This window comes from Bradyrhizobium sp. MI1.10 (assembly GCF_055811035.1).
This window is the reverse complement of record NZ_JBVVPN010000003.1, coordinates 368,268-393,676: the sequence shown is the minus strand read 5'-3', so window position 1 is coordinate 393,676 and position 25,409 is coordinate 368,268. Positions and strand designations below refer to the sequence as shown.

At 59.9% G+C, this 25,409-nt stretch carries 18 protein-coding genes and 1 pseudogene; 5 read left to right on the top strand and 14 right to left on the bottom strand.

The genetic code is table 11. From position 1 onward, the window contains the following. The 3 genes and pseudogenes from AC0L3K_RS05925 to AC0L3K_RS05915 form a co-directional block, all read right to left on the bottom strand. Positions 1 to 413, bottom strand: a pseudogene (locus AC0L3K_RS05925) (cell division protein FtsZ); the annotation flags it as partial. Between the two features lie 52 nt (positions 414 to 465). Then, positions 466 to 972 carry a hypothetical protein gene (locus tag AC0L3K_RS05920; RefSeq protein ID WP_354129545.1) on the bottom strand — a complete coding sequence of 169 codons (507 nt, stop codon included), beginning with the start codon at positions 970 to 972 and terminating at the stop codon, positions 466 to 468. 110 nt (positions 973 to 1,082) lie between these two features. Next, entirely contained in the window at positions 1,083 to 1,238 is a 156-nt protein-coding gene (locus tag AC0L3K_RS05915) for a hypothetical protein (protein ID WP_354129549.1), read from the bottom strand. A gap of 48 nt (positions 1,239 to 1,286) precedes the next feature. On the opposite strand from AC0L3K_RS05915, the gene AC0L3K_RS05910 reads away from it, so the two are divergent. Further along, a complete protein-coding gene (locus AC0L3K_RS05910) occupies positions 1,287 to 2,072 on the top strand; it encodes a hypothetical protein (protein WP_473365590.1) in 786 nt (261 codons plus the stop codon). Between the two features lie 692 nt (positions 2,073 to 2,764). Here the strand turns inward: AC0L3K_RS05910 and AC0L3K_RS05905 are convergent. From AC0L3K_RS05905 to AC0L3K_RS05895, 3 genes are all read right to left on the bottom strand, one after another. Beyond that, entirely contained in the window at positions 2,765 to 4,726 is a 1,962-nt protein-coding gene (locus AC0L3K_RS05905; RefSeq protein ID WP_219681382.1) for a sigma 54-interacting transcriptional regulator, read from the bottom strand. A 191-nt stretch (positions 4,727 to 4,917) separates the two neighbouring features. After that, positions 4,918 to 6,111, bottom strand: coding sequence for a methyl acetate hydrolase AcmB (gene acmB / locus AC0L3K_RS05900; RefSeq protein ID WP_007601813.1), 1,194 nt, complete (start codon positions 6,109 to 6,111; stop codon positions 4,918 to 4,920). A 76-nt stretch (positions 6,112 to 6,187) separates the two neighbouring features. Then, positions 6,188 to 7,822: a flavin-containing monooxygenase gene (locus tag AC0L3K_RS05895; protein ID WP_007601818.1), complete on the bottom strand. Its 1,635-nt coding sequence runs from the start codon at positions 7,820 to 7,822 to the stop codon at positions 6,188 to 6,190. A 765-nt stretch (positions 7,823 to 8,587) separates the two neighbouring features. On the opposite strand from AC0L3K_RS05895, the gene AC0L3K_RS05890 reads away from it, so the two are divergent. After that, positions 8,588 to 9,046 carry a helix-turn-helix domain-containing protein gene (locus AC0L3K_RS05890; protein ID WP_007601819.1) on the top strand — a complete coding sequence of 153 codons (459 nt, stop codon included), beginning with the start codon at positions 8,588 to 8,590 and terminating at the stop codon, positions 9,044 to 9,046. Positions 9,047 to 9,048: 2 nt separating this feature from the next. Further along, a complete protein-coding gene (locus AC0L3K_RS05885; protein ID WP_354129543.1) occupies positions 9,049 to 9,639 on the top strand; it encodes a PIN domain-containing protein in 591 nt (196 codons plus the stop codon). Positions 9,640 to 9,872: 233 nt separating this feature from the next. Here the strand turns inward: AC0L3K_RS05885 and AC0L3K_RS05880 are convergent, their stop codons facing one another. Further along, positions 9,873 to 11,378: a DUF5939 domain-containing protein gene (locus AC0L3K_RS05880; RefSeq protein ID WP_473365589.1), complete on the bottom strand. Its 1,506-nt coding sequence runs from the start codon at positions 11,376 to 11,378 to the stop codon at positions 9,873 to 9,875. A 1,648-nt stretch (positions 11,379 to 13,026) separates the two neighbouring features. Next, positions 13,027 to 15,786, bottom strand: coding sequence for a S8 family serine peptidase (locus tag AC0L3K_RS05875; RefSeq protein ID WP_473365588.1), 2,760 nt, complete (start codon positions 15,784 to 15,786; stop codon positions 13,027 to 13,029). 753 nt (positions 15,787 to 16,539) lie between these two features. Between AC0L3K_RS05875 and AC0L3K_RS05870 the strand changes: the two genes are divergently transcribed. Continuing rightward, on the top strand, positions 16,540 to 16,779 hold the full coding sequence (locus tag AC0L3K_RS05870; RefSeq protein ID WP_473365594.1) for a hypothetical protein: 240 nt from the start codon (positions 16,540 to 16,542) through the stop codon (positions 16,777 to 16,779). Positions 16,780 to 17,733: 954 nt separating this feature from the next. Here the strand turns inward: AC0L3K_RS05870 and AC0L3K_RS05865 are convergent. Both AC0L3K_RS05865 and AC0L3K_RS05860 read right to left on the bottom strand, forming a co-directional pair. Further along, positions 17,734 to 17,988, bottom strand: a complete 255-nt coding sequence (locus AC0L3K_RS05865; RefSeq protein WP_219681390.1) for a hypothetical protein — start codon at positions 17,986 to 17,988, stop codon at positions 17,734 to 17,736. A 2,213-nt stretch (positions 17,989 to 20,201) separates the two neighbouring features. Continuing rightward, positions 20,202 to 20,417 (bottom strand): hypothetical protein, encoded by a 216-nt coding sequence (locus AC0L3K_RS05860; RefSeq protein WP_473365587.1) that lies wholly within the window; start codon positions 20,415 to 20,417, stop codon positions 20,202 to 20,204. 945 nt (positions 20,418 to 21,362) lie between these two features. On the opposite strand from AC0L3K_RS05860, the gene AC0L3K_RS05855 reads away from it, so the two are divergent. Beyond that, positions 21,363 to 21,575: a hypothetical protein gene (locus tag AC0L3K_RS05855; RefSeq protein WP_007601850.1), complete on the top strand. Its 213-nt coding sequence runs from the start codon at positions 21,363 to 21,365 to the stop codon at positions 21,573 to 21,575. Between the two features lie 262 nt (positions 21,576 to 21,837). Here AC0L3K_RS05855 and AC0L3K_RS05850 read toward each other — a convergent pair whose 3' ends face one another. The 4 genes from AC0L3K_RS05850 to AC0L3K_RS05835 form a co-directional block, all read right to left on the bottom strand. Continuing rightward, entirely contained in the window at positions 21,838 to 22,170 is a 333-nt protein-coding gene (locus AC0L3K_RS05850; protein ID WP_007601852.1) for a hypothetical protein, read from the bottom strand. A gap of 145 nt (positions 22,171 to 22,315) precedes the next feature. Beyond that, a complete protein-coding gene (locus AC0L3K_RS05845; protein ID WP_354129495.1) occupies positions 22,316 to 22,933 on the bottom strand; it encodes a LabA-like NYN domain-containing protein in 618 nt (205 codons plus the stop codon). Positions 22,934 to 23,650: 717 nt separating this feature from the next. After that, on the bottom strand, positions 23,651 to 24,268 hold the full coding sequence (locus AC0L3K_RS05840; protein WP_354129494.1) for a lysozyme family protein: 618 nt from the start codon (positions 24,266 to 24,268) through the stop codon (positions 23,651 to 23,653). A gap of 137 nt (positions 24,269 to 24,405) precedes the next feature. Then, a complete protein-coding gene (locus AC0L3K_RS05835) occupies positions 24,406 to 24,810 on the bottom strand; it encodes a hypothetical protein (RefSeq protein WP_354202958.1) in 405 nt (134 codons plus the stop codon). Positions 24,811 to 25,409: the final 599 nt, after the last annotated feature.

The following is a 25,409-nucleotide window of genomic DNA, read 5'->3' as shown; positions in this document are numbered from 1 at the left end:
AAGTAGAATGGCTTGGTGACCACGCCGATCGTGAGAATGCCGAGCTCGCGCGCGATCCTGGCGACGATGGGGGCAGCGCCGGTGCCGGTGCCGCCACCCATGCCAGCCGTCACGAACACCATGTGTGCGCCAGTCAATTGATCCCGGATCGTATCGATCGCCTCTTCGGCTGCGGCGCGTCCTAATTCCGGCTGCGAGCCGGCGCCGAGGCCTGCGGTCACCTTTGTGCCGAGCTGGATGAGGTGCCTCGCCTTCGACATGGCCAGCGCCTGCGCGTCGGTATTGGCGACCACGAACTCGACCCCTTGCAGCCCGGCCGTGATCATGTTGTTGACCGCATTGCCGCCGGCGCCGCCGACACCAAACACGACGATGCGGGCCTTCATTTCGTGGATATCGGTGGTGCCAGTCATTCTTCCCTCGTGATTGCTCCGGCAAGCCGGGGATGGAGATGAGGATCGAGTGCTACCTGCGACTCGGGCGGTCTGCTTCCACGATCGCAGCGGCCAGATGTCCCAATCGACGACGCGCGGCTTGTCCCGCGATCGCGCCGCCGGCGTGGCGACCGTTCCGCAGAACCGCCACTTCGTTTTCCAGTATTGCCGCCCACGCATTGGCGGCCGTCGTCTCGGCGGCCGCTTGCGTCAACTCGACGGCGAGGCGATCGGCGCGCTCGCGCTCGAACACTGCTCTGTAGGCAGTTGCGACGGCCTCGAGCCGCGCGACCTCCGCCTTGAATGCCTCGATCTTGACTGCTTCGATCTGTGCCAGGGAGGCATCGATCGGGGCCCGGCGGGCGCGTCGTGGGCGGGGTGTGTACCGGAGCTCGGAGACATCAACGCTCACCAGGGCCTTGCCGTCCTCCGACTGCGAGCGCGGCAACCGGCGGCGTCTCGCAAGCGAACGCGCGGCCTCTCGGGAGATACTGAGTTGGGCGCCCAGATCGGCATACGTCAACAACTCAACGCACATCGGCGCTTCTCCTGGAGCGAACCGGGAAGGCATTTCGAGCTAATGATGGCTGGACGATTACCGCAGGCTAGGCCGCGTTGGTTAATGGACGGTTAACGTTACGAGTGCCGTCACCGCGCCGACTCCGGCAGCCGCAGCGACGTCCTGTCCGTCTTGCGCTGGCAGCGATAGAGCTTCAGGACGGAGATGTTTTCGGAGCTCTCATTGCCGGTGCCGTCACAGCAGATGACGAGGTATTTGGGCTCGGGTTTCGGTGCGTGCTCCACGGGATGCGCCTCCGGGTGATGCTACCGCAGCGATTATAGCGGAAATGGATGGCGGCGAGCAAAGGCGGCGTCGCCGGCATGGTGCCCCGTGTATCATCTGTTGACATTAACCACTTGTTAACCATGCCGGCGGCTAATGTGGACGAGTGGGGGATCACCATGTCGGCCCATGTGACGCGACCGAAGTTGATGCCTGTTTCGGCCGATCCAGCCTTTCGGTCGCTCAACCGGCTGGCGGTTCGCGCCAAGGCCGTCCTACAGACCAAAACGGCTGTCCTACGGAGCAAAGCCATGTTCGGAAAGGACGATTTACTGGACAATCTCAGCCGCGATCTTGATCGCGCGCGCGGAAGACGCGATGCACTCGCATCCGAAGCCACGACCCTGACGGCCCAGATCGCCGAAATTGAAGCCCGCCTTTCGGAGGAGAAGTCCAGGCGGGAGCGTGATCGCGTTTTGGGCGAAATCGAAGCGATAAAATCCCGAATCAGGCAAGCCGCCGGCGCGTTTGCACCCGTCGTCGATGGTCTCTCCAAGGCGATCGAGTCGGCTGCAGCAGTTGTGCCCGAGGCTCGCGAGCTTAATAGTTTCCTCGTGTCGGTGGCGACCGAAATCGACAGTGTGCTCGATCCCCTGCTGCGCGAACTGGATCAGCGCGCGGATGCGGTGCGAGTCGGCCACGTAGCACTGGACCTCCCGAGTTCGTCCAATGAAGCTCCCATCGAGCTGCCGAAAGACGGCAACGAACGCCTGCTTCGCTTTCCAGCATGGCTGTCTCGCGACAAGGAGACGGACAAGGAAACAGCGGAGAGTCCGCGCAGCACGGCAGCGTGAACCTGGCGGGTGGCGTCCTTGCGGCGCATCCTTCGAGACGCCCCGCCCCAAAACTCACCGCTGCGCGACCGCGTCGCATCGTGCGAGGCGCGCTTGACGTCTGCTATGCCCTTAGTAGCGGCGCAAAACGCCATATGGCCGGAGGTCCGAGTCGGGCCAAGAAACGGAAGGGGAAATTTGTTCTTCGGCGATCTGACCGCGATATCCAACGTCAAAGCCCCGGCGTGATCCGGGGCGTTTGTTTTAGTATGGGGCGCAAGTCCGCTTGGGGTCGCTTCAATAATTCGCTCCATCATACGAAGGAATCAAGCTGTCCATTCGACGAGCACTGTTACCGAGAAGGGAAGCTAGGTTCTCGTGACCAAGGAACCCACGCCCAAGCAATGGAGCCAGCTTCTATCCGCACGGTCGAAGAGCCGACGCAGGCCGCCAACGGGACACCATACGGCGAAGACAAGCAAGCGCGTCGTAAGGAGGTCGGGAGGCAATCTCGACTTTTGAAGCAGCGCAATGCGGTGGCCACGGCGTAAGGCATTGAGGGATATGGTTTTATTTGGTCGTCGTGCTCGGCGCGGAAAGCCGCAGAGCCTCTGCCAGATACAAACCAAAGAAATAGAGCGCTCTTACCTTGCTTTGCGCTCCATACTGAAAGCTCCATACTCAAACATGCAACTCAACCAGCGCTTCCAATGTCACCATTTACTACGCAGCTCGAAGCGAATGTCATAACGATGCAACTTCGCATAGACCGTACTCTTGGCAAGACCGAGAGCGGCCGCGGTGGCCGTCACGTTGCCGTTGCACGAGCGGAGCGTGCGCGCGATCAGGTCACGTTCGGACGCTTCGGCGAGAGACAGGCCCGGATTGTGCTCGCTTGTTCGTTCCGTTCCCCGGATGGCATCGGGAAGGTCCGAAGGTTCGATCAGCTCGCCGTTGCTGGTCAGCATGAGGCTCTCGACCAGATTGCGCAGCTCGCGGACATTGCCGGGCCAATCATGGCGCTGAAGCTGCGCAAGCGCCTCCGGCGCAAACCGGCGATCGGAAAGACCGTAGCGCGCCGCTGCCTGAGCGATGAAGTGATCGACCAGCAGCGGAATGTCCTCGCAGCGCTCGCGCAGCGGCGGTATGCCGACGGGGACGACAGCCAGCCGGTAGAATAGGTCCTTGCGGAAACGCTGGGCGTCCACCTCCGCCTGCAGGTCGCGATTGGTCGCGGCGACGAGGCGGAAGTCCACCTTGCGCACTGCGGTCTCGCCGATCCTGCTGATCTCGCCGTTCTCGAGCGCCCGCAGCAACATGGGCTGGAGGTCGAGCGGCAATTCGCCGATCTCGTCAAGGAACAGGGTGCCCCGCGCCGCGGCTTCGATCTTCCCCGCCACGCCGCCGCGCCGGGCGCCGGTGAATGCGCCGTCGACATAGCCGAAAAGCTCGCTGGCAAGCAGTTCGCGCGAGGCGCAGCCGCAATTGACGGCAATGAACGGGCCGCTCCGGCGCGGCGACACGGCATGGAGTCCGTGCGCGAACACCTCCTTGCCGACGCCGGTCTCGCCAAGCAGCAGGACCGGAGCAGCTGATATGCCGACGCGACGGCACGTCTCGACCACGTTGTGCATCTTCGGGCTGCTGTAGACGGTATTGGCAAAGGCCTGGGACTCGCCTCGCGCGGCTGACAACAGTTTGCCCGAAGGGGCCGGCTTCGGCGCCACCATCACGGTGCCGAGGTGTTCACCCCCTTGCACCACCGGCTTCAGCCATTCCTCCTTGATCCATGCCGGACGCGAGGCGCCAAAGAGCTGATCGTCGCGGCTGCCGAGATGGGGAAAGCCGGACTGACATCCCGGCGCGCCCAGGTCGCGCATGATCTGCGACATCTCTCCACTGGCCTTGAATGGACGTCCGGCGCTGTCGAACAGTACGGCATGATGCCGATCCGAAGGCGGCAGCATCCAGAAGCATTGGTCGAGCAGCCGGTAGCGGGCGTCCAGCTCCATCTGCAGTAGCTGAGCCTCGATGCGCGCGGCCGCCGAAATCGCCAATGCGAGGGCCGGCCGCCCATAAGACGAGGATAGTCCGGAGATGTCGATCACGCCGATCACAGCGCCGTCGATGGGATCGCGGATCACGCAGGCCGAGCAAGTCCAACGGTGGATGCCGGAACAGAAATGCTCCGTGGCATGCACTTGGATGGGCTGCCCGGTTTGCAATGCAGTGCCGATCGCATTTGTCCCGCAGGTCGTCTCGCTCCAGTTGCTGCCGGGCAGCAGGTGGGTTTTTTCAACGGCATCGCGCAGCGCCAGCTTGGTGTCGCCCTCCAAGCGCAAAACAATGCCGTCGGCGTCGGTCAGCACCATCACGGTGCCGGTTTCCAGCAGGTAGTCGCGCGCCAGGGACATCGTCGAAGCACCCGCCTGAACCAGGCGGTTGCGCTTGTCGAGCAGGCGCTGCAGCTTGTCGTCCCTGATCGGCATCGGAGCCTGGCCACGCCGGTAGTCGACGTCCGATTTCTGGCAGCGCTGCCACGAATCGGTAATAGCCGACCGCACGATCTGCTGACGCGTGCTGTTGCTTCCGGATAGGAAGCGTTCCCAGCTCGTCAGGACGTCGCGTTCGATAGATGGATTTGCGAAAGCATCCTCTGGCGCCTGACCCAACACGTTCCCTCCTTCGACGCGCTGAGTAGTCCGAAATGATCTGACGGACCCCGAGCTTTTATCTCCTGATTGTGAGGCCATCCATGGAAACGCGCAATCGCGTATCCCGACCTTGGTGCCATTTGGCTCGCCTCCGACCGCACCGCAAAAAGAGTGAGATCGGAGGCGGAATGAAGGCATCGAGCCGGCAGAAGCTAGGCGACCCTGCGCTGGCTCAGGCTGTCGTAGAAGGCGGTTTCGAAACGCATATAGCCGGTGAACGAAGCGACGTCGGCAAAGGGCAGGATCTGGGTGGCCCAGTAGCCTCCGAAGCCATTCTGACGGTCGATCCAGTAGAACAGGTTCGCCAGACCAGCCCAGCCGAGCGCGCCCGCCGGGCGGCCGGTCGGCGCCTTCTCGTCATTGACCATGAAGGTGAACGCCCAGGATTTCGACAGACCCGGGAAGAACTCCGCGTCGTTCGACAGCGATTTGATGACGCCGGGCAGCGCCGTCACCTTGAGATCACCGAGCTGGTTCTTCTCGGCCATCGTAACGGTCTCCGGCTTCAGCACCCGGCCGTGCGGGCCGGCACCGTCGTTCAGCCACATGCGGATGAAGCGCATGTAGTCGCCGACCGTGCTGTAGAGGCCGTGGCCTCCCATATGGACCTCGGGATTGGCAGGCAATTCGAAGTCCATCGGGGTCAGCGAGCCGTCGGCGTTGCGCGCGTGCACGCCGGCAAGTTTGCCGCGCACCGCATCGTTGATCTCGAACGTCGTGTCGCTCATGCCGAGCGGCTTGAAGATGCGCTCGGCGAAAACTTCGCCAAGCCGCTTGCCGGTGATGCCCTCGACCACTTGCCCGGCCCAGTCGACGTTCGTGCCATACTCCCATTTCGAGCCGGGATCGAACAGCAGCGGCGTCATGAGGGCGGCCTTCGACGAAGTGATCACGCTCGGCTGTCCGTGGTCGGTCGCCAGCCGCAGATAGTTCTCGTTGAAGAAATCATAGCCGAATCCGCCGGTGTGCAGCAGCAGCATGCGCGTGGTCACCTCACCCTTCGGGGCACGAAGCCGGGGCTGGCCCTCGGCATCGAAGCCCTCGATCACCTGCAGCTTGCCGATGTCGGGGGCGTAGGTTCGTGCCGGGGCATCGAGGTCGAGCTTGCCTTCCTCGATCAGTTGCAGCGCGGCCGTGCCGGTGATTGCCTTGGTGGTCGAAAAAATGGCAAAACTGCTGTCGGCCGTCATCGGGGCCGGTTGGTCGATGCGCCGCTTGCCGGCGGCGCCCTCGTAGATGTTGCCAGTACGATCGGTCACCATCGCCACCACGCCCGGGACGCCTTGGCCCGTCGTGACCGTCTCTTTGAGAATGGCGTCAGCCGCCGACTTGAATTCCTTGGTCATGTGTTGCTCCGAATTGTTGTGATGATGCGGGTGCAGGGCCGCGCCACCAAAAATGGTTGCGCGGCCCCTTGTGTCGTTACTGCTTGGCAAAGCCGGGATAGGCCGAGGAGGCGACCTCATCGCACTTCTGGCGATAGGTTCCGACGCCGCCGATATAGGAGAGCAGACGGCGCGGCTTGCCCTCGACGTTGGAGCCCATGTACCAGGAGTTCGTCTTGGTCACGAGGGTCGTGTTCGCGACCTCATCGTGATGCGCGACCCAGGCATCCTGCGCATCCTTGCTCGGCTCGATGACGCTTAGGTGGTTCTTCTTGAGATAGGCGATGCAATCGCTGATCCACTCGACCTGCTGCTGAAGGCATGTCGTCATGTTGCAGAGCGCTGTCGACGGCGCCAGCGGCGCGCCTGTCGTGAAGAGGTTCGGGTAGCCGTGAACCTGAAGCCCCATCGTGGTCCTGATGTCGCGGCTCCACTCCTCCTTCAGCGAGCGACCGCCGCGGCCACGAATGTCGATGCGCGTCAAGGCACCGGAGCCGGCGTCAAAGCCGGTGGCCAGGATGATCACGTCCAGCTCATACGACGTTCCGTCCGCGAGCTCGATGCCTTGAGGCGTGATCCGCTTGATCGGGTTGTTCTTCACGCTGATCAGCTCGACGTTCGCCTGGTGGTAAGCCTCCAGATAGTTGCTCTCGAGCGGGACGCGATGCGTGCCGAAGCCATAGTCCGTCGGGATCAGCGTATCGCACAGCTTGGGATCTTTGAGGCGCTCGCGCATCTTCTTGCGGACGAACTCGGAGATCTCCTCGCTGACATCCTCCTCGAAGAACATCTCCACGAAGGAGGCGAGCCACAGCCGAAGCGAGCCTTCATCCCAGATCTTCTCCAGAACGGCATGACGCTGTTCCGGGCTGAGATCCTTCCACTTGCCGTTGGTGAAGTCGTATTCGAAGCCGGTGAACGAGTGGGGCAGGGTTTTGCGGAATTCGTCGAACCGCGCCTTGTAAGCCTCGACCTCCTTCGGCCCGTATTTCGGGTTCTTCATCGGGATGATGTATTGCGGCGTGCGCACGAACACCTTCATGCTGCCGACTTCGCCGGCGATGGTCTGGATCACCTGGATGCCGGTGGCGCCATTGCCGACGACACCAACGCGCTTGCCGGCGAGATCGAGCTTCTCCTTCGGATAGCGCCCGGTGTGGACCAGCGTGCCCTTGAAGGTGTCCTGTCCGGGAAACATCGACGTCAGCGGCGCCGACAGCATGCCGCAGCAGGTGATCAGGAACTGCGCGTCGATGGTGTCGCCCGCGTCGGTCGTGATGGTCCAGCGCTGGGTCGCCTCGTTGAAGACGGCGCTAGCGACCGTCGTGCTGAAGCGGATGTCCTTGCGCAGGTCGAGCTTGTCGGCGACGTAGTTGAGCCATTTTTCGATCTCAGGCTGACCGGGGAAGCGCTCGCTCCAGCTCCAGCCTTTGTAGAGCTCCTCGGAGAACAGGTACTGGTAGATATAGGCCTCGGAGTCGAACCGTGCGCCCGGATAGCGATTCCAGTACCAGGTGCCGCCTACGCCCGTGGCGGTATCGACGGCCTTGACCTTGAGGCCTTGCTCGTCGCGCAGCTTGTAGAGCTGGTAAAGGCCGGCAACCCCAGTGCCGATCACGATGGCGTCCAGGCTTTCATGTTTACGCGCGCCGTTGGTCTTGTGCTCACTCATGCATTCCCTCCCGTTGTGAAAGCTTTGTTCTGTCCTCCGCTACGAGGCGAGGGACGCAAGGGGAGCTACGCAGATTGCGTGCCAGAGCAGAGTTCTGGGCTTAAGCGGTTGCTGGGACTGGATTGTTGGTTGCGGGGGCATGCCGAAACTGTTCGAAATTCAAACCCGGCAAGCCTGATCGACCGAATTTCGATCGAAGTTCCTCTGCATTCCGGCGCCGAGGGCGCTAGGATATCTTGGATCCTTCAGCCGTTCGAACTCGGCGCCAGCCTACCAAGGCTGCGCCGGCACGAACGCCGGTAGCGCCGCCGTGCGGCTCGCGAATGATCTCGGGCGAACGCCTCCTAGGAAGGCCCTGTATTCGGGACCAAGAAACCCTTTGCTGCTTCAGACTCGCCCCAATGCCCAGTCCATATGGCGAGGAGACACTCGGGCGTCGATGCGTGCGCGCTCGTGCGCGAGATCACTTCGCCAATGCGGAGCAATCGATGACGGTCTAAGAATCTCTCTGTTCAAATGTCGGGCGAGCTGGCTGAAGCCATTGATATAGCTAAATTTTATTTGTTCGCAGAACATAGATTTTGGAATTTATCCTAGCCGACCAGCTCATGAGGCACGGCAAACGCCAAAAGTTCCCAAGGATCGGCTTGGGACAAAGGGCAGGGACCCAGCTGGTCAGGAACTTTGGGCCATTTCGTTTATTTCGCTTGTTGCGTTTATTTCGAATATGGCCTATACAAAAGGCCGTACAGGGGAGAAGATACGATGACGATGCCAGCCTACGCTGAAGAGCTGGGAGGTACTCGCCTGCCTTCCGCGAGCGAGAAGGCGGCAGCCAACCAGCTTCGTCAGATACTCGCTTCGCATGCGACGGGAGATGCCAAACTGCGACTGCTCGACGATGCACAGCAGGCTGCTGAGATAACCTTGTCGCCGGCGCTATCGAGTCTTTTGATGGAATTGCTGCGGCATATCGGTCGCGGCGATGCGGTGACGCTTGTGCCTGTGCATGAGATGTTGACCACGCAGCAAGCTGCCGACATTCTGAATGTCTCGCGTCCGTTTCTGGTCTCGCTGCTCGAAAAGAACGAAATTCAGCACGTGACAGTGGGGCGTCATCGCAGGATTAGGGCAGAGGACCTATTCGCATATAAGCGCACGCGTGATGAGAAGCGGGGCAAAGCGCTTGCGAATCTCGCTGAGCAGGACGCGGAGCACCTGTAAGCTTGTTTGCAAACCGCTTCACCGCATTCGTCGATGCGTGCTCGCTTGCAAGCGCGCTCAAAAGGAACCTGCTTCTCTCATTGGCGGAGGCGGAATTTTTTCGTCTCCGCTGGTCAAGCCGCGTTCTGGATGAGACCGAAACAGCTATCGAGGAGATCCTGAACGCCAAAGGCTTTGCCGATGCCGCGGCGCGTGCAGAGCGGGCGCGCGCCAGCATGGAAGCTGCCTTTGAAGATGCCATGGTTACGGATTTTGACAACTTCTTGTCCGTTGCGGCTGGGCTCCCCGATCCTGGCGATCATCACGTTGTTGCTGCGGCGGCCAAGACGCAGGTCGCAATGATCGTAACGGAAAACCTTAAGGACTTTCCCGCGGCAGTTCTTTCCGACCTGAACATGGAGGCGAAATCGGCCGACGCTTTCATTGCGGATACTATCGCACTCGACGAAGCTCGCGCTGTTGCAGCCATTCGGTGTATGCGCGAACGCTTCAAGAAACCGGAAATGACGCCGGCGGAGCTCTTGCTCGTGATGGAAGCTGCGGGGCTGATTGAGACGGTTGACGTGCTAAGGCCACACGTGGAATCCCTCTAGCTCAGTAACTAACCAGGCGGGCTTTCCGCAACACGATCTTGATGTAAACTCGACTTCGATATTCCATAATGAAGGATACCCGAACGATCGCGCGGCTTGGGAACGCAGACACGCTGATGCCTGCTGGCGTCGTCCGCCGGGAATATACAGGAGACCAACGCAGCAGCGCCGAAAATTGGCGGTAAACCGCAGCCGAGAATCGGTCTGCCGCTGCGCAGGACGGGCGCGGTCGTTCATCTCTGCGTGGGAGAAATTTTGAACCGATGTATTTCCATTTTCTGACCGATGCCCTTCAAGTTTTGGTAGTCGCGCGACGCCGGGCATCCTTTGACGATGTCACTGACTCCGGGAGCCTCCATCACCATCTCTGTCAGGCATATTTCGTTGACACCGGCTAGACCTTGCAGACGGGCGGCGATATTCACGTCCTGTCCGAAGTAGTCGATCCGATCGTTGAGCCTTACGGCGATGGCCCTGCCTCTGTGCACGCCGATTTTGAGGCCGAGCGGCCGCGAAGCGGTTTTGTTGAATCGCGACAGCTCTTCGATCATCTCGACGGATGCAACAACGGCATCCTGTGGACGCTCGAAGCCAGCCATGACTGCATCGCCGATCGTCTTCACGATCGTGCCAGATCGATTCCTAATGATCTTATTCAAAATGTCGAAGTGCTGACGGACGAGAAAGTAGGCATTCACATCGCCGATGCTTTCGTACAGCGGAGTCGAATCCTTTAGATCAGTGAACAGATAAGTGATGTCGGAAACGGCTAGACTATCGCGCTCGTCCACCAATTGAGTCTTATAGAGTTCGGCGAAGCAGGGGGTGAGCAATAATCGCTTACCGGAAAGAAAAGGCTCATACTCGACCAGATGGGGCTGGAACTGGGAAGGATACTGGAGAAACCAGAAGCGGCCTCGATCCTTGGTGCGGTTCTCAATGTGGATGATGTGTTTGCCTGGGCTAAGATCGGCCGTCTGTCGAAACGCAAAGCGTCCGTCGCCAAGGATCATATTTCTCGGTCCAGTGGGCCGATCAGCAACTACGAACCGGCCCGATTCGAGCTGGACCAGCGTTTCTTGGCGTTCCGCCGGTTCACCGTTCGCGAAGAAAACCAGAAGAAGCTTATGGCTAAGATCGAGCACCTCGAATCGGCCGGCCGTTACGGCGAATTCAAAGTTCAACCGCTGACCCGCCTCGATATCGGCAAATCCCCGCGAGAGTGCCGCAACGAGTTGCTCGTGTGTCATTCCGTGCGGGGGCTTGAAGTCCTTGGAGAAGTTGTAACGGAGATAGTAGTCCTGGACGGACAGCATGTCCGGATGACGATATAGGATGTCGCGAACCGAACTCGAGACCGTAAAGGTGACTTGGATGTAGTCGTCAAGCGCCGCCTCATTGAGGGCGTTGCAGAATTCGCATTGGAAACGTGGATGAACCTGGTCTAGCTCACGAAAAGTGCCGGCGACCTGCGGGCAATAGGCGCAGATGAGCAGCCACTGCATCTCGAATAGGCCAACCTTAGCGGCGTGCACGAACAGCTCGATTCCTTCGGCGTCACTTAGGCCGTTGGCAGTCGCATATTGGATAGGATTGACTCGAAAGAGATCATAGTCGCCGGAGGCGCGAATAAAACCTTCGAGGTCCGAAAGGGTCTGCGGCGCCCAGCTCGCTATTGACCCGAGCTCTATGAGGCGCTGATTCAGGAGGCCTTCGTTGACTGGGGATGACCCTTGCATATCAGTATGATACCTCGCTCATGCCGGCAATACTGGTTGGTCGGCCATTCGACTAGCCACGTGACAATCGACGCGGTTCCTTTGTGTCCAACTGGTTTTAGTCGAACCGAGCCGGATAAGAAAAGTCAGCTCTATTGGCCTGTATCAGTCGGCAATGCGACACTTTGATCGATAGGCAGTGTCTGGTCTCGTCCATCATGTCCATGAGAGCGGTGCGTTGACTCGAGAGCGGGCCGTGCGCGCCACGTTATGAAATAAGCTCCGGATTCGTGCAGACGCCCCTCCCTCCCATTTCCGTCAACGTTGATCGCCATATGAGCTGGATACTTCGGAGGATCATGCGTCAATGGTCAACCAAAGCCGTTTGAATGACGCGGATGAAAAGCGCGACGCTGTTGGTCGTTGGCTTCGTGTCTGCTGGCGTTTGGTAGCAGGGCGCCGCCAAAGGTCAGACCTTAGTCGCTCCGCCGCTTCCGCTCGCTCCGCCGTCGAGCGAACGGGAGCCGGCACTCCGGCCACCCCTAAGAATGCCTGGCCGACAACGGCGGCGGCCAAAGTATCGTCGCCACCGGCGCCGGCCAAGAATCCAAGGCCTTCGGCGAAGACCAATGGCGGGCCGTCATCGCGGACCGACGCTCTCCGGCCGGCAGCGTCGGACAAGGTTTTGTCTACACCATTGATCGGCGCGCCTGCGTCGGTCCTCAGCCCAGCCGGGGACTACGATGGCTTTAGCGTCGGCACGGTTGACGATAGTAAAACGTCAGGTTACGCGGCGCGAACCATGAAGTCCCGCGCAGCAAGACCTTCCTAGCCCAATTCGGGGGCAGACAACATCGCGGCACAGCACCTGGTTGAGCAAGTAGATGAGGTATTGCAGCGCAAGCTTACGATCTGCCGCGGCTGCAGGTAGGTGGTCGGCAATGACGGCAGGCGCTGTTGACCAATGCAAGCGCTTGTTGATTCTCGCATGGACCTATTGTCGGATGAAAACTATGGCATGTGGAGGTCGCGGAGCAACGTAAAAGCGTGCCTCACAGGCGAGGCATTCCAAGTGCTCCGCAATGTCAACCCGCAATCCAGATAACATCTTTTTTGACCCGCAATCCGGGCATTCTCTCTGGTTCAATGCGTCAAGAGCATCTGCGACAGTCATTTCGAGCTCGTGAAACTGGCTGCATCAGACACCGAAAGAGCGACTGATGTGTTTCGCCATCACGATAGCAACGTCCGTATAGCGGCCGTTCGACCAGAACTGATCGCAAACCAGCAAAAAGAACAGCGCACTAAGCGAAATCAGAATTCCCTTGCACATAGCGGACTTGTCCCTTGATGAGACTGCCAACCGAGAACTGAGAGAGACGATATGCTTCTGAAGTCGCAGTTGCGACGATCTGCAATGATTCAGGCTGGCAAGAAGCCGTTACTAATCCGTTAACTGACGGATCCGAAAATCTCTGCGGAAGGTCGGCCTCTGGTCCGAAGCTGCTGATCTCGGAGAGGTCCGCTATTCGGGCTATCGTCTCGAACCCTCGCGTGCTCTCCCCTGGAGTCAACAACTATTCATTCGTGAGTCGGCTGACCGTGAACTCTGAGCTGAGAGCAAAGTGTGAATGTCTCAGGCGACTTGGTCAAACTCAGTCCTGGGTGCTCAAGGTGTAACAGTCACGCTCTTGAAGACGGTGCCGCCATTGTTGGACCGGCCGCTGAAGCGGACGGTCTGCGGGCCTCGCGAGGTGGCACTGAATTTCCAGATGGCGGAGCGCGTATCGGCCTCCGTTACAGTGCCAAGTGTGAGGCTGGCCGCATTTGAAAAATCCATCGCCACGCCATCCTCGCGGGTGGTCGAGACCCCGAGCAGGCTTAGACCGCTAGACCCCGCCGCCGCTGACACCTGAACCCCATATGCCTCGTAACTCGGGTTGAAAATGGTTGTCTTGATTGTGAAGGTCGAACCGATCGCGGGAGACGTTGTGCTCGGCATAGCCGTCATCGAAATCGCAGGCGTTGGATCGCCGCGAATGATTTTAGCTGCGATTGCCACCGGCAAGCCAAATGAGGGAGCTCTCCAGTTGATTGCTTTGAGCCGGAGAACGCCAGGAGGCGGATTGTCGATGATGAGATATTCGACGTTGTCGATATTAGACTGCGAGGCCCAGCCACCACATTGTCCAACTGCGTCCGGCGTGCAACTGGCGCCGGGATCGGCCCACAGGTCAACATCGTATGTCACCGCCTGTGATGCTCCTGCGCTCGCTTCGGGCTCGTCCCAAGTAAGCACAGCGACGACCCGCTTGGTACGCCGAGGCACGTCGATGTCGAAGAAGCCCCAAGACTTGTCGGTGATTGTCATCCACGCCCAATGGCCGCTCCAGCCGTTGGGGTCGAGGCGCGCCCAATGCGATTGATAATCGGAGACGCGTCCGAGCCCAAAATCATTGCGTCCGCCACCGGTGTTGTTCGCCGGACTGACCTCGTCCGAATGCAGCGTAGCGGAAGCCATGAGATGGGCACGCAGCAAGTGCGGTCGATCTCGGAAATCAGGATAGTGCTCCAGCAACGTCGTCGCGATGCCACTGACATGTGGCGTTGCCATGCTGCATCCGCTCTTATCCACATAACCATCCGTCGTTCCCGCCTGCGCGGAGGTCACGACAGCACCTGTTGCAACGAGGTCTGGCTTCATCCGATTATCTCCGGTCGGGCCGCGGCTGCTGCTGCCGGACAGTTCGCCAACCAAGCTCGATCCCGCGTCCTGCACGTTTCCGACCGTAAGAGCATTCTTGGCCACGCCGGGAGACCAGATCGATTGTGCGCCCGGGCCGTTATTGCCGGAGCACACGATGTAGGCCTGGCGTGTTTCCCAGACGCGGGCGTCGAGCTTGCGCGATTCGGAATCGGTTCCAGTCTGTCCCGATCCGCTCGCCCCACCGCTCAGATTGATGACAGAGGGGCGTGGCGCGTCGCAGCTGGTCGGGTCCGCCATGTAGTCGATTGCGTCCCGCAACCAAGAGTTTTGTCCAGTGTTGGTCGATTTCCAGATCTTTCCAACCCGGATGCGCTCACGCGAACCGACCGCAGTTGCGACGCCCCGGAACCGCGCTTTCGCAGCCCCAGTTCCGGAGATGGTTGCGAGGACGTGAGTGCCATGGCCATTCTGATCATTCCAAACGCCCGCAGCGTCGCTCGTGAAATTAATCCCGCAACCGTTCTTGTTGAGGTCTTGGTGCATGGTTGCCGCCGCGCTTCCCAACATGGCGCCGGTGTCGAGTAAGCCCAACACAGTTCCCGCACCCAGGAAGCCGGACGCTCGGATGTAATCGACGCCATTCGTAGCCATGCTCTGATCGTGTCCGCCGCCGCTGCGACGCTCGATTTCGATGAACAGGATGAAATCCAAACCGGAAAGAATGCGGATCTGTTCGGGTGTTGCGAGAGCCTCATAGCTCCGCAACACCGGGTCGTAGCGACCGACCTCCGCACCCGTAGCTTGGACCCGTTCGGCGAACGAAGTTTTGGGATCAGTTTCAAACAGGCTGATGACAATTGGAAATCGAACCACCTCGGCCCCGAAACGCTCGATGGCAGATCTCAGCTCCGGCGCTAATTTTTGGTCGGGCAAGGGGTAAGCCAGTGATCTAAACCCGGGCAATCTGGCAATACCCTCCAACGCCTGGGCCTGCAGGGGGACGCGGACCTTGAGTGCTGTCCCATGCAGCCCGAGCGATGCGACCCCGAACTCGCTCATCAGCGTGCGCTCCGTGGCCGCGTCCGGCAGGAAATCCATCAGCAGAAAGGCATAGGTCTCAGTCCGCTCCCCTGCGGCTAAATCCGATCGTATGCGCGGGTCGATCCCGGTGGCCGGTGTCGTCGTCCCTCCCGAGAACCCAAGCCGATAGGCCTCAAACGATCGGACATCCGACGCGCCGCGCGAAGGATAATTGGCCGGAGGCTTCGGGCGATCCTTTGGCGCAGAGAGCGGCCTGTTGGGCGCCTCCGTTTGGACTGTTGTCGCCTCAGTGCCCCGATGCGGAAGTGTATCGCGCGGCGGCTTGCGATCAACAGGGGGAACCAACCGATCCGCAACTGATTCGTCAGACTTGGTCGGCCCGAAGTCGCGGCGTTTGGTGTCATCCGCGCTCGTCGCACTAGGTAGCCCAACGCCCGCCCGGCGCAATCCGAAGTTTTTGACCCCGTCCTGGACGGCCTCGAGCGAAAGGGGGGCGCCCTCGTCGTCTCGATTGATGCGCATAGTGCTATTTTGGCCGCTCGACGCGCCTTCCGCGGGAGCAACGGTCTGCGCAGACGCAAGCGCGACAGGCGCAGCAACCAGTAAGGTCGCAACGAGTGTTCTCAACGGCACTGAACGACAGCAATAGGTTAAACGCTTGGGTAAGAAGGTTTCGTTCATTGGCTTCCTCCAAATGAACATTCTTACGCGGCGACTTTGATCCGACACCTGAATCGTCGGAATGGCACACACAAGCCGGCAGAATCAAATCTGCTTCGCGCGAACATCACGACGCGGTCGCGCTCGATCTTTTGCGTTGAGCATCCTGGCAAATCAATAAATGAATCCTAACAGCACAACGGAAGATTATGCAGTGATTTAGTTCACAAGATTGCTAATTCGATTCAAAATAGACAGGCTCGTGAAATCCAATCGGCCCGTCCTTCCATAACAACACATACGCAGGCCTGCAGGCCCAGCGTCGGCGTGGGCGTTTTGAGCCCAGGTCACCTATCTGAGCAGTGCCCGATACTGCGGCACTGCCATTGCTACGGCCTTACCAGCGCCGCCTCATCGGAAACGCGCCACGCTGCGACGCCAAAACACAGCGTAAGCATCAACGTGGTCAGCAATAGCAGGACTGAGAAAAAGTGGCTCACACGCGTCTCCGCAACAGAACGTCCCAGTACGGGCGCAGGTGGATGGTTCGAAAAATACAGCTGCGCTGACCTGGCTTCCTTTTCCACAGGTTGTAAAATGCTGGATCAACAGGTTCGAACTAGGGAGCGCAGCCATCGAGCGTTTCGTGCGGAGCCGGGGACTTCGCGCCGCGCTGATCGTAGCTAAGCGGCACGGCAGGAGTTATTATCTTGTTCTTCTCGCTCGGGATCATTCGGTTTCAGGAGTCTGGCAGTGACAAAAATCTTACGAGGAATGCTCCTCGCGGCCACGGTTCTCGCTGCTGCTAGTGCGGCGTACGCAGGGGGTGGCTGTGGCGAGGGCTGTCATAGGACAAGCGGTGGCGCATGTGTCGTTGACGGCTGGGGCACGGGAGCCAAGGTTCGGAACGAATGCCCGGCGACCTCTCGCCCCCGTCCACCCTGCGGCGGCGGGGATTTCATCTGGGACCGTACCAAACAGGCGTGCTTTCAAAATAACCGCAGCTGGTTCTGATCTTAGTGCGTTGCCCCAGCGCCGGTGCGAACGAGTTCAGACAGGAGCAGCTTGGCCGTCATTTCTGGCGGCACCCCTCCCACGTGGGTTGCCTTACTTCCAAGCGCCGACTGCAGGTACACGATGGAGTTCTGGACGAAATATGTCCCGTGATGCGCAACACCGTCGATTGCGACCGTTAGGGTGCGAACTACAGCAGGCCTTCCCCTGTGAAGCCTCGCTCACGGCAGTCCTTCAAAGCTCACGCACTAAGTGCATGATTCAGGCTGGCGTAAAAACTTAAACCAGCGTGTCACTCTCTGAGGCGTTACTCGCGGCAGGCCCGGCGCACCGTGGCAGTCCTGCGTGGACTAGAGAACGATCGAGGGGCCGCCAGTAAGGCGGCCTCTTTCGCCGGTTCACGCTGGCCGGCCTAGCACTCCCGGCGCTCAAATCCGCAATTGGATGGGCAGCCGAGAGCATTAGGGGCGGCAAGCCGTGCCATGTTCGCTCTAATGTGACAAGGCGCCACCGGTAGTTGTCCGGAGTCCATTTTCGGAACGGGGTGTTCTACTGTCGGAACACCGGCGAGATTTGAGACCAAGTTATTTGTAGTTGCCCGGGATGGCCGCAGTGGGGCTGGAACCACGCTGCGGCCTTTCCCTTGAGTGCACCTGAGGGGCAATGTTTTCTGCGGGGGGATTTGTGAGCATCCAAAGCATCGGGGCGACTATCTCGGAGCGCGAGCTGGCAGCGCGCGGCGTGCAATCATTGCGGCATTCCGATTGCATGGAGATCATTGAAAATCTCCTCGTTCGCTTGAAGGCCCTGGACCAGGAATTGGCCGCACGAAACAAGAGCCAAGCTAAGCTCGAACGAGAGACGATCCCGGCTTGGGGGCCTGAGGGTTGATGCGGGGGCCGCTCCGCCAGCTCGAGGAAGAGAGCTAGCGAGACAGCAAGCCGGGCAGTGATGCTAGGTTCCTACGGCTTTCAGCAGCCGCACGTAGGTACCGCTCTCGTGCAGCTCCAGCCAGCCCTTCTCGACAGCGCGCCTGATGCCGGCGCCGAACTCCGCGCCGCTTCCCTGGAGCGTGTAGAGGGAGGAGTAGTTGATCTTCTCGATATGGATTCTGCCGTCCTGTATCGCCTCGATGCCCGAAGCCAGCTGGACGAGCTGGCGGCCTGCGGCTTTTGGATCTGCAAAAGGGCGTTCGGTGACGTGCTTCATCGCTGGAATCAAAACCTCAAGCCTATGCTTGGCCTGACTTGCCCGCTGCTGTCATGCCAGTTCGGGACGATATGCACAGATCCTGCGGCGCCGCGGTCTGAGCAGACCAGGCGCAAGCCGACGCGCGACCACGGCTGATCCTGCGGGAGTGTCTCGAGCCGCACGTCCACCTTGCGATCGCAACAGCCGTTCAAGCATTCGATGTTGCAGGTCACATGGCGTCAGCCAGCCATTCCGCAGGACTGCGGGGCGGATAGTGGCCGGACCATTTCGTGTGCCGAGGAGCGCGCATGCCGCCAGCAAAGCTGGCATCTTAGGTATCTCGCAAATTATCGATTCCTGGTGGCTCGGAACGCGCGAGCGACCGCTTGTTGTAGGTGGGGAAAAGTCGCCTGAACGTCCGCCGCGTCACGCTCGCAGGCGCTCCCCTGAGCCGACAAACGAAAATGAAGCCGCCGGGCAAACAATACCTTGTCCCGGCGGCCTGATATCCGTCCAGCCCCCGGGAGAGGATTAGCAAAAATCCCGGATACTGATCAGTATAGGCGCGCGGTGTGGGGGTTCAGTTCGCTTTTAGAAAATATACCCCAAAGCCCGCCGGCTCACGCCAGCATTGCCATGCTACAATCCAAGGGCAGTCGAGGGTCTTTCTGCTCCCATTGATTGAGAGCGATGCCGAGGCAGGTGCCACTATTTTCTTGTAGCGATTTGATCGACGGCAGGTAGGAGTGCGCAGAATGATTAGGCCGCTTCCATTGCTCTGGCTTTGGTCGGAGGCGCTGCACAGGCTCAGCAGGGCGCGCCTCGCAACCCTCAGAAATTGGAAAAGTGCCAGTAGCTTGCTACCGAACGTGGTTTTTCGAGTGCGGGCGAAAGAGGAGAGGGACAAGGTCGCGCAAAGCGGGAGTTCGTGATCGCCTGCATGCATGGGAAGCAAAGCTGACCAGGCGCTTTGTCGAGCGGCCATTTTCGGCCCGCCGGTCACGCTGGCGGCCATACGGCGAAGGCCGCAGCGGGTGGTTAAATCGCTGCGGCCCGCGTGGTCAAATGAAGCCGGGTCAAAAGGACCAAGTGAAATATGCAGCCAGCCCCGGTGCAGAAAATTCTGCCCCAGCTTGGTCTCGTTTGCAAATACAATTCGGTGGAACCGAAATCCCTGCAGTGGGCATTTTGTTCCAAGAACGGAACGATATTGCTATTCTCCCGCGAACCGGAGCTTGGCGCGTGCGAAACCACGAACCTAAGCAGTGGGACCGAGGGCGAGTACAGACGCTGATCAAAATGATCAAAGGAGGGTCGAGATCGCGACCGAGCTTGGGAGGTATATCGCGTCCGTCGAACGTGTGGCCGCGGGTATGGCCTTTTGCTGCGAAGCGCAAGGAGCGCTGCACAAAGACGCAGACGTATCAGCCGCTTGTAGAATCGCACTATTCTGACTCAGCCAAACCTTACGGGGAAAGCAGGGAATGGTTAGGCCCGGCGCATCATACCGGACTAGGACGCGTCGGGCCGCGACTCCGCAATCGCGCACAACTACGGAAGGCACGTGGCAATAGCGAGAACGATATCGGCGCCGAAGTCTCCGGAATAAACCGAAATCAGAAATCCCGCGGCCAGAGCAGCTACAATCACTTTGAGTGTCAGCATTTGACATCTCCACTTAAGTCGCGCGGACAAAAGTCGGCTCGGTCTTTTTCCAGGGTGCTTCGCGGGTCTAGCTGACAGTTTCATTCACTGAGTTGTTATCCCGGGCGTGCCGCGGTCCAGCCTAGCGGCCCTCGAGCCAACCAGCCCCTGCCGGTGCACTCGACCGGGGCTGCGCAGGTGGATGGCGGGAGGCTCAGATGTGAGGTGTCGCCCACCGCCGACGTCCGGCCGCTGGCGAAGCGATGCATATTCCGAGGATGAGAAACATTGCGAGCACGCGCATTTTGGTTTCTTCTGACCAGGACCCTTTAGCACTTTGCTATCTCACGTGCATTTTCTCGACGATCGAATAGAGCAGCATGAAGATCGGCAAGAAGACGAAGAACCAAACGGCCTCCGGTTCGACCCGGGAAAATTCGTGGTTGGGATCTGTTTCAGTGCCGAACGGCACAGGTGCCACGGGCGGCTTTGGACGCCTGCGTTTTACCGCTCGGCTTAGCAGCCGTCGAGTCGCTGGTTCGTCGGACGGCGGATCGCTTGCGCGTCGGCTCTGGTTCGTCACGACTTTAGACCGCGAACATCAGCGGGTATTTGCGGACCAGTTCGAGGTCAACGTAGCCGGCGGCATTGATCCACTCGTGGGGACAGTAAACGAGCGAGCCAGGGTCGAGCTCTAGGCCATCCCGTTTTATTGCCTCGCGCGTCCCCAGTCGGCCGGCCCATTGTGTCCGTCCGTTTGGATCAGGTCGCATCGTGTCGAACACGGTGTCGTTTTTCGTCATCGCAATTCCTGAGGTGTTGAAACCAATCTTTAGGAAATGACCTCCGCTTGACGCCGGTGTTCTCGCCGACAAGTGATATTCGCTTTTGCAGTTGCTCACCTCAAGCCCGCACAGGTCGTGCTGACCGTCTTCCCTGTCTCACTCTCGCCGTTGCAGGTTGCAGGAGTTTGGCGAAGGGTGGTCCAGAATTGATAGGTGCGGCCGGACCAGCCTCGGCACCCGCGGGCTGGAATGGTGGCTACCCGTCTGCTCCTCAGGGTGGGTGGGCCGCCAGCATTGGATCGCTCTCTTCGTCGAGTCAGCGCTTCTAGTGGCTTTAGGAGGAAGCCCACCATCCGTCGGGGAATGGCTCTAGCAAAGTCCGATCGACTTGGTTGTCGTTGTCAGGGGGCCTGAGAGCTCCTGCATTCCGCGCTAGTGGCGCGTGGCGACGGAGGCGGACAGACATGGCGCCCGGTTTACGAGTTCGAAGGCGGCGCGAAGGAGGATGTGTCAAGCGTAATGGGGGCACACCGCGAGCGCGGCGCTCTGCTTCTTCGACCAGGCCTCGAAGATATTCCAATTCTGAGAGCTGAGAAGTGAGTTCGCTAAGTCGTTCGGCGTAAACGATTGCGCGAGAGCCTCGCATAAATGTCCTCCCCAGCACAAAAAAGCACTATCAGGATGGCGTCAGAGCAAATAGCGCGAGTAGCAAAAGTGGAACACTACCACCGGTAAATTGCGGATTTCAATACGTCAGGCTCACTGCCTCAGGCTCACTGCCTCAGGACTGCGTCCACTCCCTTGCCAACTCGTCAACGATCTTGACCTATTTTGCCGAAAGCTTGGTTGGGCCCTGCAGTCAAAAGGGCCTGGGTGTAGAAGCCAGCGTAGAAGTTGCGCCAGCCTTTCGGCTTGCACTAAGCTCATCCGATTAGATCCGAATTGTTTTTGTGGAGTAGCGTCATGTCGAGTGCGATTGAGTTGATTGTGGACGGCTACGCGAGTCTGAAAGACCGCCAGTCGCTTGAGGAGCTGAGGATGCACCGCCGGCGCCTTGCCGGAGACCTGAAAGCCTGGGCGGGCTTTGACTGCAGGTTGTCGATTGCGCAGATCGAGCAGGACATCGAGGCAATCGAGGCCGGCTTGGAGACGTTGTCGGGGCCGGTCGGCGGTTAAGCTAAGGCGCCATCCGATGGCGGCGAGCGCGCAGGGAGGGCAAGTGCTGCGATCTTTCGTCAGGCTGCCCTCATGGTGGTTTGGTCATGTTCGTCCGCGCTCTGCCTGACGTCTGAGAAGATCATCGCTAAGCTTCGCGCCGCAGGCTACTCGCAGATCCAAGGAGGTGCCGACCGGAAAGATCAAGACCTACGTCAAGGAAAGCACCGCGCGCTCGCTAATCGTCGACAGCACCGGCCACATCGCAGAGGTGGCGAGATAGCTAGACGGGCAGACGAAGCCAAACGTCTTTACTGGACAGCGTGCCGGTTGGCGTCGCAATCTCCATATCGACGACGCGAAACGAGCCATGACTTTCGTAAACGTAGCGAAGGTGCCAGACCGGACCGAGTTCCGGCGAAAGGGCGAAGTCGTCCAACGCACGTGCGATGTTGTGAACGGCATCGCGTCGCCCGATCGGTGCGGAGAACATCGTCTCTATCAGCGCGGCCAGGCTCATGCCGCCGACCAGCATGGCTCGTGCAGCTTCGTCGCCGTGAGAAAGCCGGAGGGCGGTCAGGATCACGGCAATAGCGTCGGGGTTCTTCAGAGTCACAGCAGGTTCGCCTCGCCAGCAAAAACATAATGCCGGATGCCGCCCTTTTCATGCAAGCGACAACGAGCCGACGCCAACATATCTCAAGCGACAAACATGCCCACCGCGAGCCGCGCTTGCGGAATGCGGGCGCCGCCTTCAGGGTCTAGTCGTGTGGGTCATTTCCCTTCGGCTCCTGCAAGAATTTTGGCATGTGTCCACGCGCTTCACGATCACGCGGGGCCGGGCGTTCGGACGGGTCGCGGCCGAGTTTGGACTGCAGCTCGACGAGGTCGGTGAAGACGTCGGCCTGGCGGCGCAGCTCGTCGGCGATCATCGGCGGCTGGCTCGCGATCGTGGAAATCACGGTGACCCGCACGCCGCGGCGCTGAACGGCCTCGACCAGAGAGCGGAAGTCGCCGTCGCCCGAGAACAGCACCATCTGGTCGATGTGCTCGGCGAGCTCCATGGCGTTCACGGCGAGCTCGATGTCCATGTTGCCCTTGACCTTGCGGCGGCCGGAGGCGTCGATGAACTCCTTGGTCGCCTTGGTGACCACGGTGTAGCCGTTGTAGTCGAGCCAGTCGATCAGCGGCCGGATCGAGGAGTATTCCTGATCCTCGATGATCGCGGTGTAGTAGAACGCTCTAAGTAGCGTCCCGCGGCTCTGAAACTCCTTCAGCAGACGCTTGTAATCGATGTCGAAGCCCAGAGTTTTCGCCGTCGCGTAGAGATTGGCTCCATCGATGAAGAGCGCGATCTTGTCAGTCGGGATTGGTGACATTCAGTTCACGCTTTCCGTGAAACAGCAGAGATCGGTAGCGAAGATCTTAGAGTACAGACTATGTTTTAAGCTTCAACTATTTTCGACCCGGGCTCGAACTCTGACAATAGCCGAAAGTTGGTGTGTCGGATTTGTAATGTATGCTGTCTAATTCCAGGTGCTTATCTCCATGGTGCTCACGCCATGCCTGCCGGCGATTTTGCCCTGTTTGATCTTTGGATCCACCGGCGCGGCCGCGGCGGGCGGTGGTCTGTTTCAGGTCCATGCGGAAACGTTCTGTTAGTCGGGAGCGAGAGAAGCCGGCCCCGCAGCGCAATACATGGCTGCTCGGGCCATCTTCCAGTTGCTGCTGACCGCTCCTTATCTCGATCCGAAGGAGATCAAAGTTGCGTCGGCGCCTTACATGACTTTCGGACTCGTTTACACTGGGATGCGGTAAGGGTTCTTCGGTCGCCGTAGCAACGGAGCTCAGCGGGGGCGCTGCCCGATGGGTTCCCCCGTTTGGCGTCGACCAGCTGCAATGCGACATGCCGGCGTGTTGGCACGGTGCCGGTAGGGTGCAGCCGCAGCCGCGCCGGCGCCGGAGGCGCTCCCGCTCCTGTTGCGCGCAAGGTTCGACGCCAGGAGGAGCGCCGTCCTGAACGCTATGGATCGGCTACCGAGCTGGCTTCCAGCCGAGAGCTTCGCGACCCCAAAATCGCGTAATTATCTGAGCCGCTAACGGCCAGGCCGAGTGACTACTGCCATTTTGCGATCGGCCCAGTTCTTAATATCGCCGACGGTCATCGCCTTGAGGAACGCGTTCGCGTTGACCAGCTTTTCGCGTGTGGTTCGACCCGTCATGTCAGCGGCGGCCATAACTGAAGCAGCATCTGCAGTTTCTGCGCCGGAAAATAGCGCCACGGCTCCCGCCGGTCCCGCGAAATGGGCGAGGTAGAGAGAACCGGGCGTGGCCGGCAGACCGCGCTTGGTCAGCATCGCGGCATGTTGCTCGACCAGCCGTGCGGCAACCTCGCGCGTAAGCTCAGCATCTCCGCGCAAGTCCAAGACTTCCTTGTCGCTGCGGCCCTTGATCAGATCGCGTCGGTGCCTTCGAACGGCTTCGAGCCACGTATCATCGAGAAACTGGGCGGCGCCAGTGGCGCTCGACCGCTTGTTCCTTGCATTCGGGTCACCGTTGGACTCGGCTATGATAATTCGCTCGACCAGCGCCTTGGCAGCCGCCCTGTCGATCGAGCTCCCCTTCAACTGAGCATCGCGAACCAGGACGAAACTCGCGACGAAAGCCAGGCCGATTGCCACTCCAAAAACGAGCGTGATGGATTCCGCGGACAACCACTTCCGCGCGGTGACAACGGATCCACGCTCGTCGGGGCGAGGCGGTCGGATTTCCTCGGCACGGCGTATTTGCCCTGACACATGCGGCGGGAGCCGCGGGTCGGCTGTCGTTCCAACGCAGAGGTATCCGTGCGCTAGGTCTGGCATCGTGTCTGCAGGTTCAATGCTTTCAAGACGCCATCGAAGGCACCTGACAGGCACGGCTTCGCCTCCGCGACCGGTTTGGCGCGACTGGCGCCCGCGCTTGCCTTGGAAATTCCGTGCCGGGGCCGAGGTCTGGGCAGCATGATCGCGGATTTTCCGCTTGCGTTACCCTCCTGCTCGATGATCTTCGAATGTGCTCGTGCAACGATCGGAATGTGGTCCGACGGATTCTTTAGTTCGCGCGAGGAAAGTGGCTGCGGTGGCGCTTCGAATGGCGGAATTTCGAGCCGGTCTGCCTTGGTCAGTGTATCGTGTGAGGGACGTAATCCGACGGTTGCCAGAGCCGGCGGCTCGTTCGCAGGCTCTGTGATGCGCGGCGGCGCCTCGAGCTCCATCACGGCGAGTGTACCGAGGCCAACTAGGAAGAGAGCCACCCTCATCTGATTTCACGCTCTCCGAACGAGAAACCTCACTCAAATCCTCTTAGAAATGAGCTCCAGAAATCAAGAACGATTGCAAAGGTCCAATAAGGCCGCTTAGTGGCAGAGGTGAACCTGGGAAGCGCTGCTATGGGAGAAGATCAAAGACAGGGTTAACGCGGGGCATGCGAACTGGCCGAGTGAAGGGGATAGTCAACTCGATGTGGCGCTGGCGGCTGTCACCGAACGCCAGCTCGACGCCGTCTCGTCCTCACTACTCCCTGGCAAGTTCGCGACTGCATTTTGCAGCGGGAGGTGTGCGTCTGTGAGTTGGTTCAACCCAGCAAGGGGGACGGCGGACGGACGTACATTTCCGCCGTGGAGGACTTCAGCAGCTTGGCAGGACGTGAGGGTGAGCTACGGAATCGTGAGCGATCACTGCAAACCGTCGGCAGGTTATCTGAAACTTCTAAGCGAGGCCCCGGCCCACGCAGTGGAAAAGCACGAAGGCCGCCGCGCGGGAAAAAAGCAGCGGCCCCCGCGGGGTGAACCCCCGGGAAAAATGACAAAGAAAA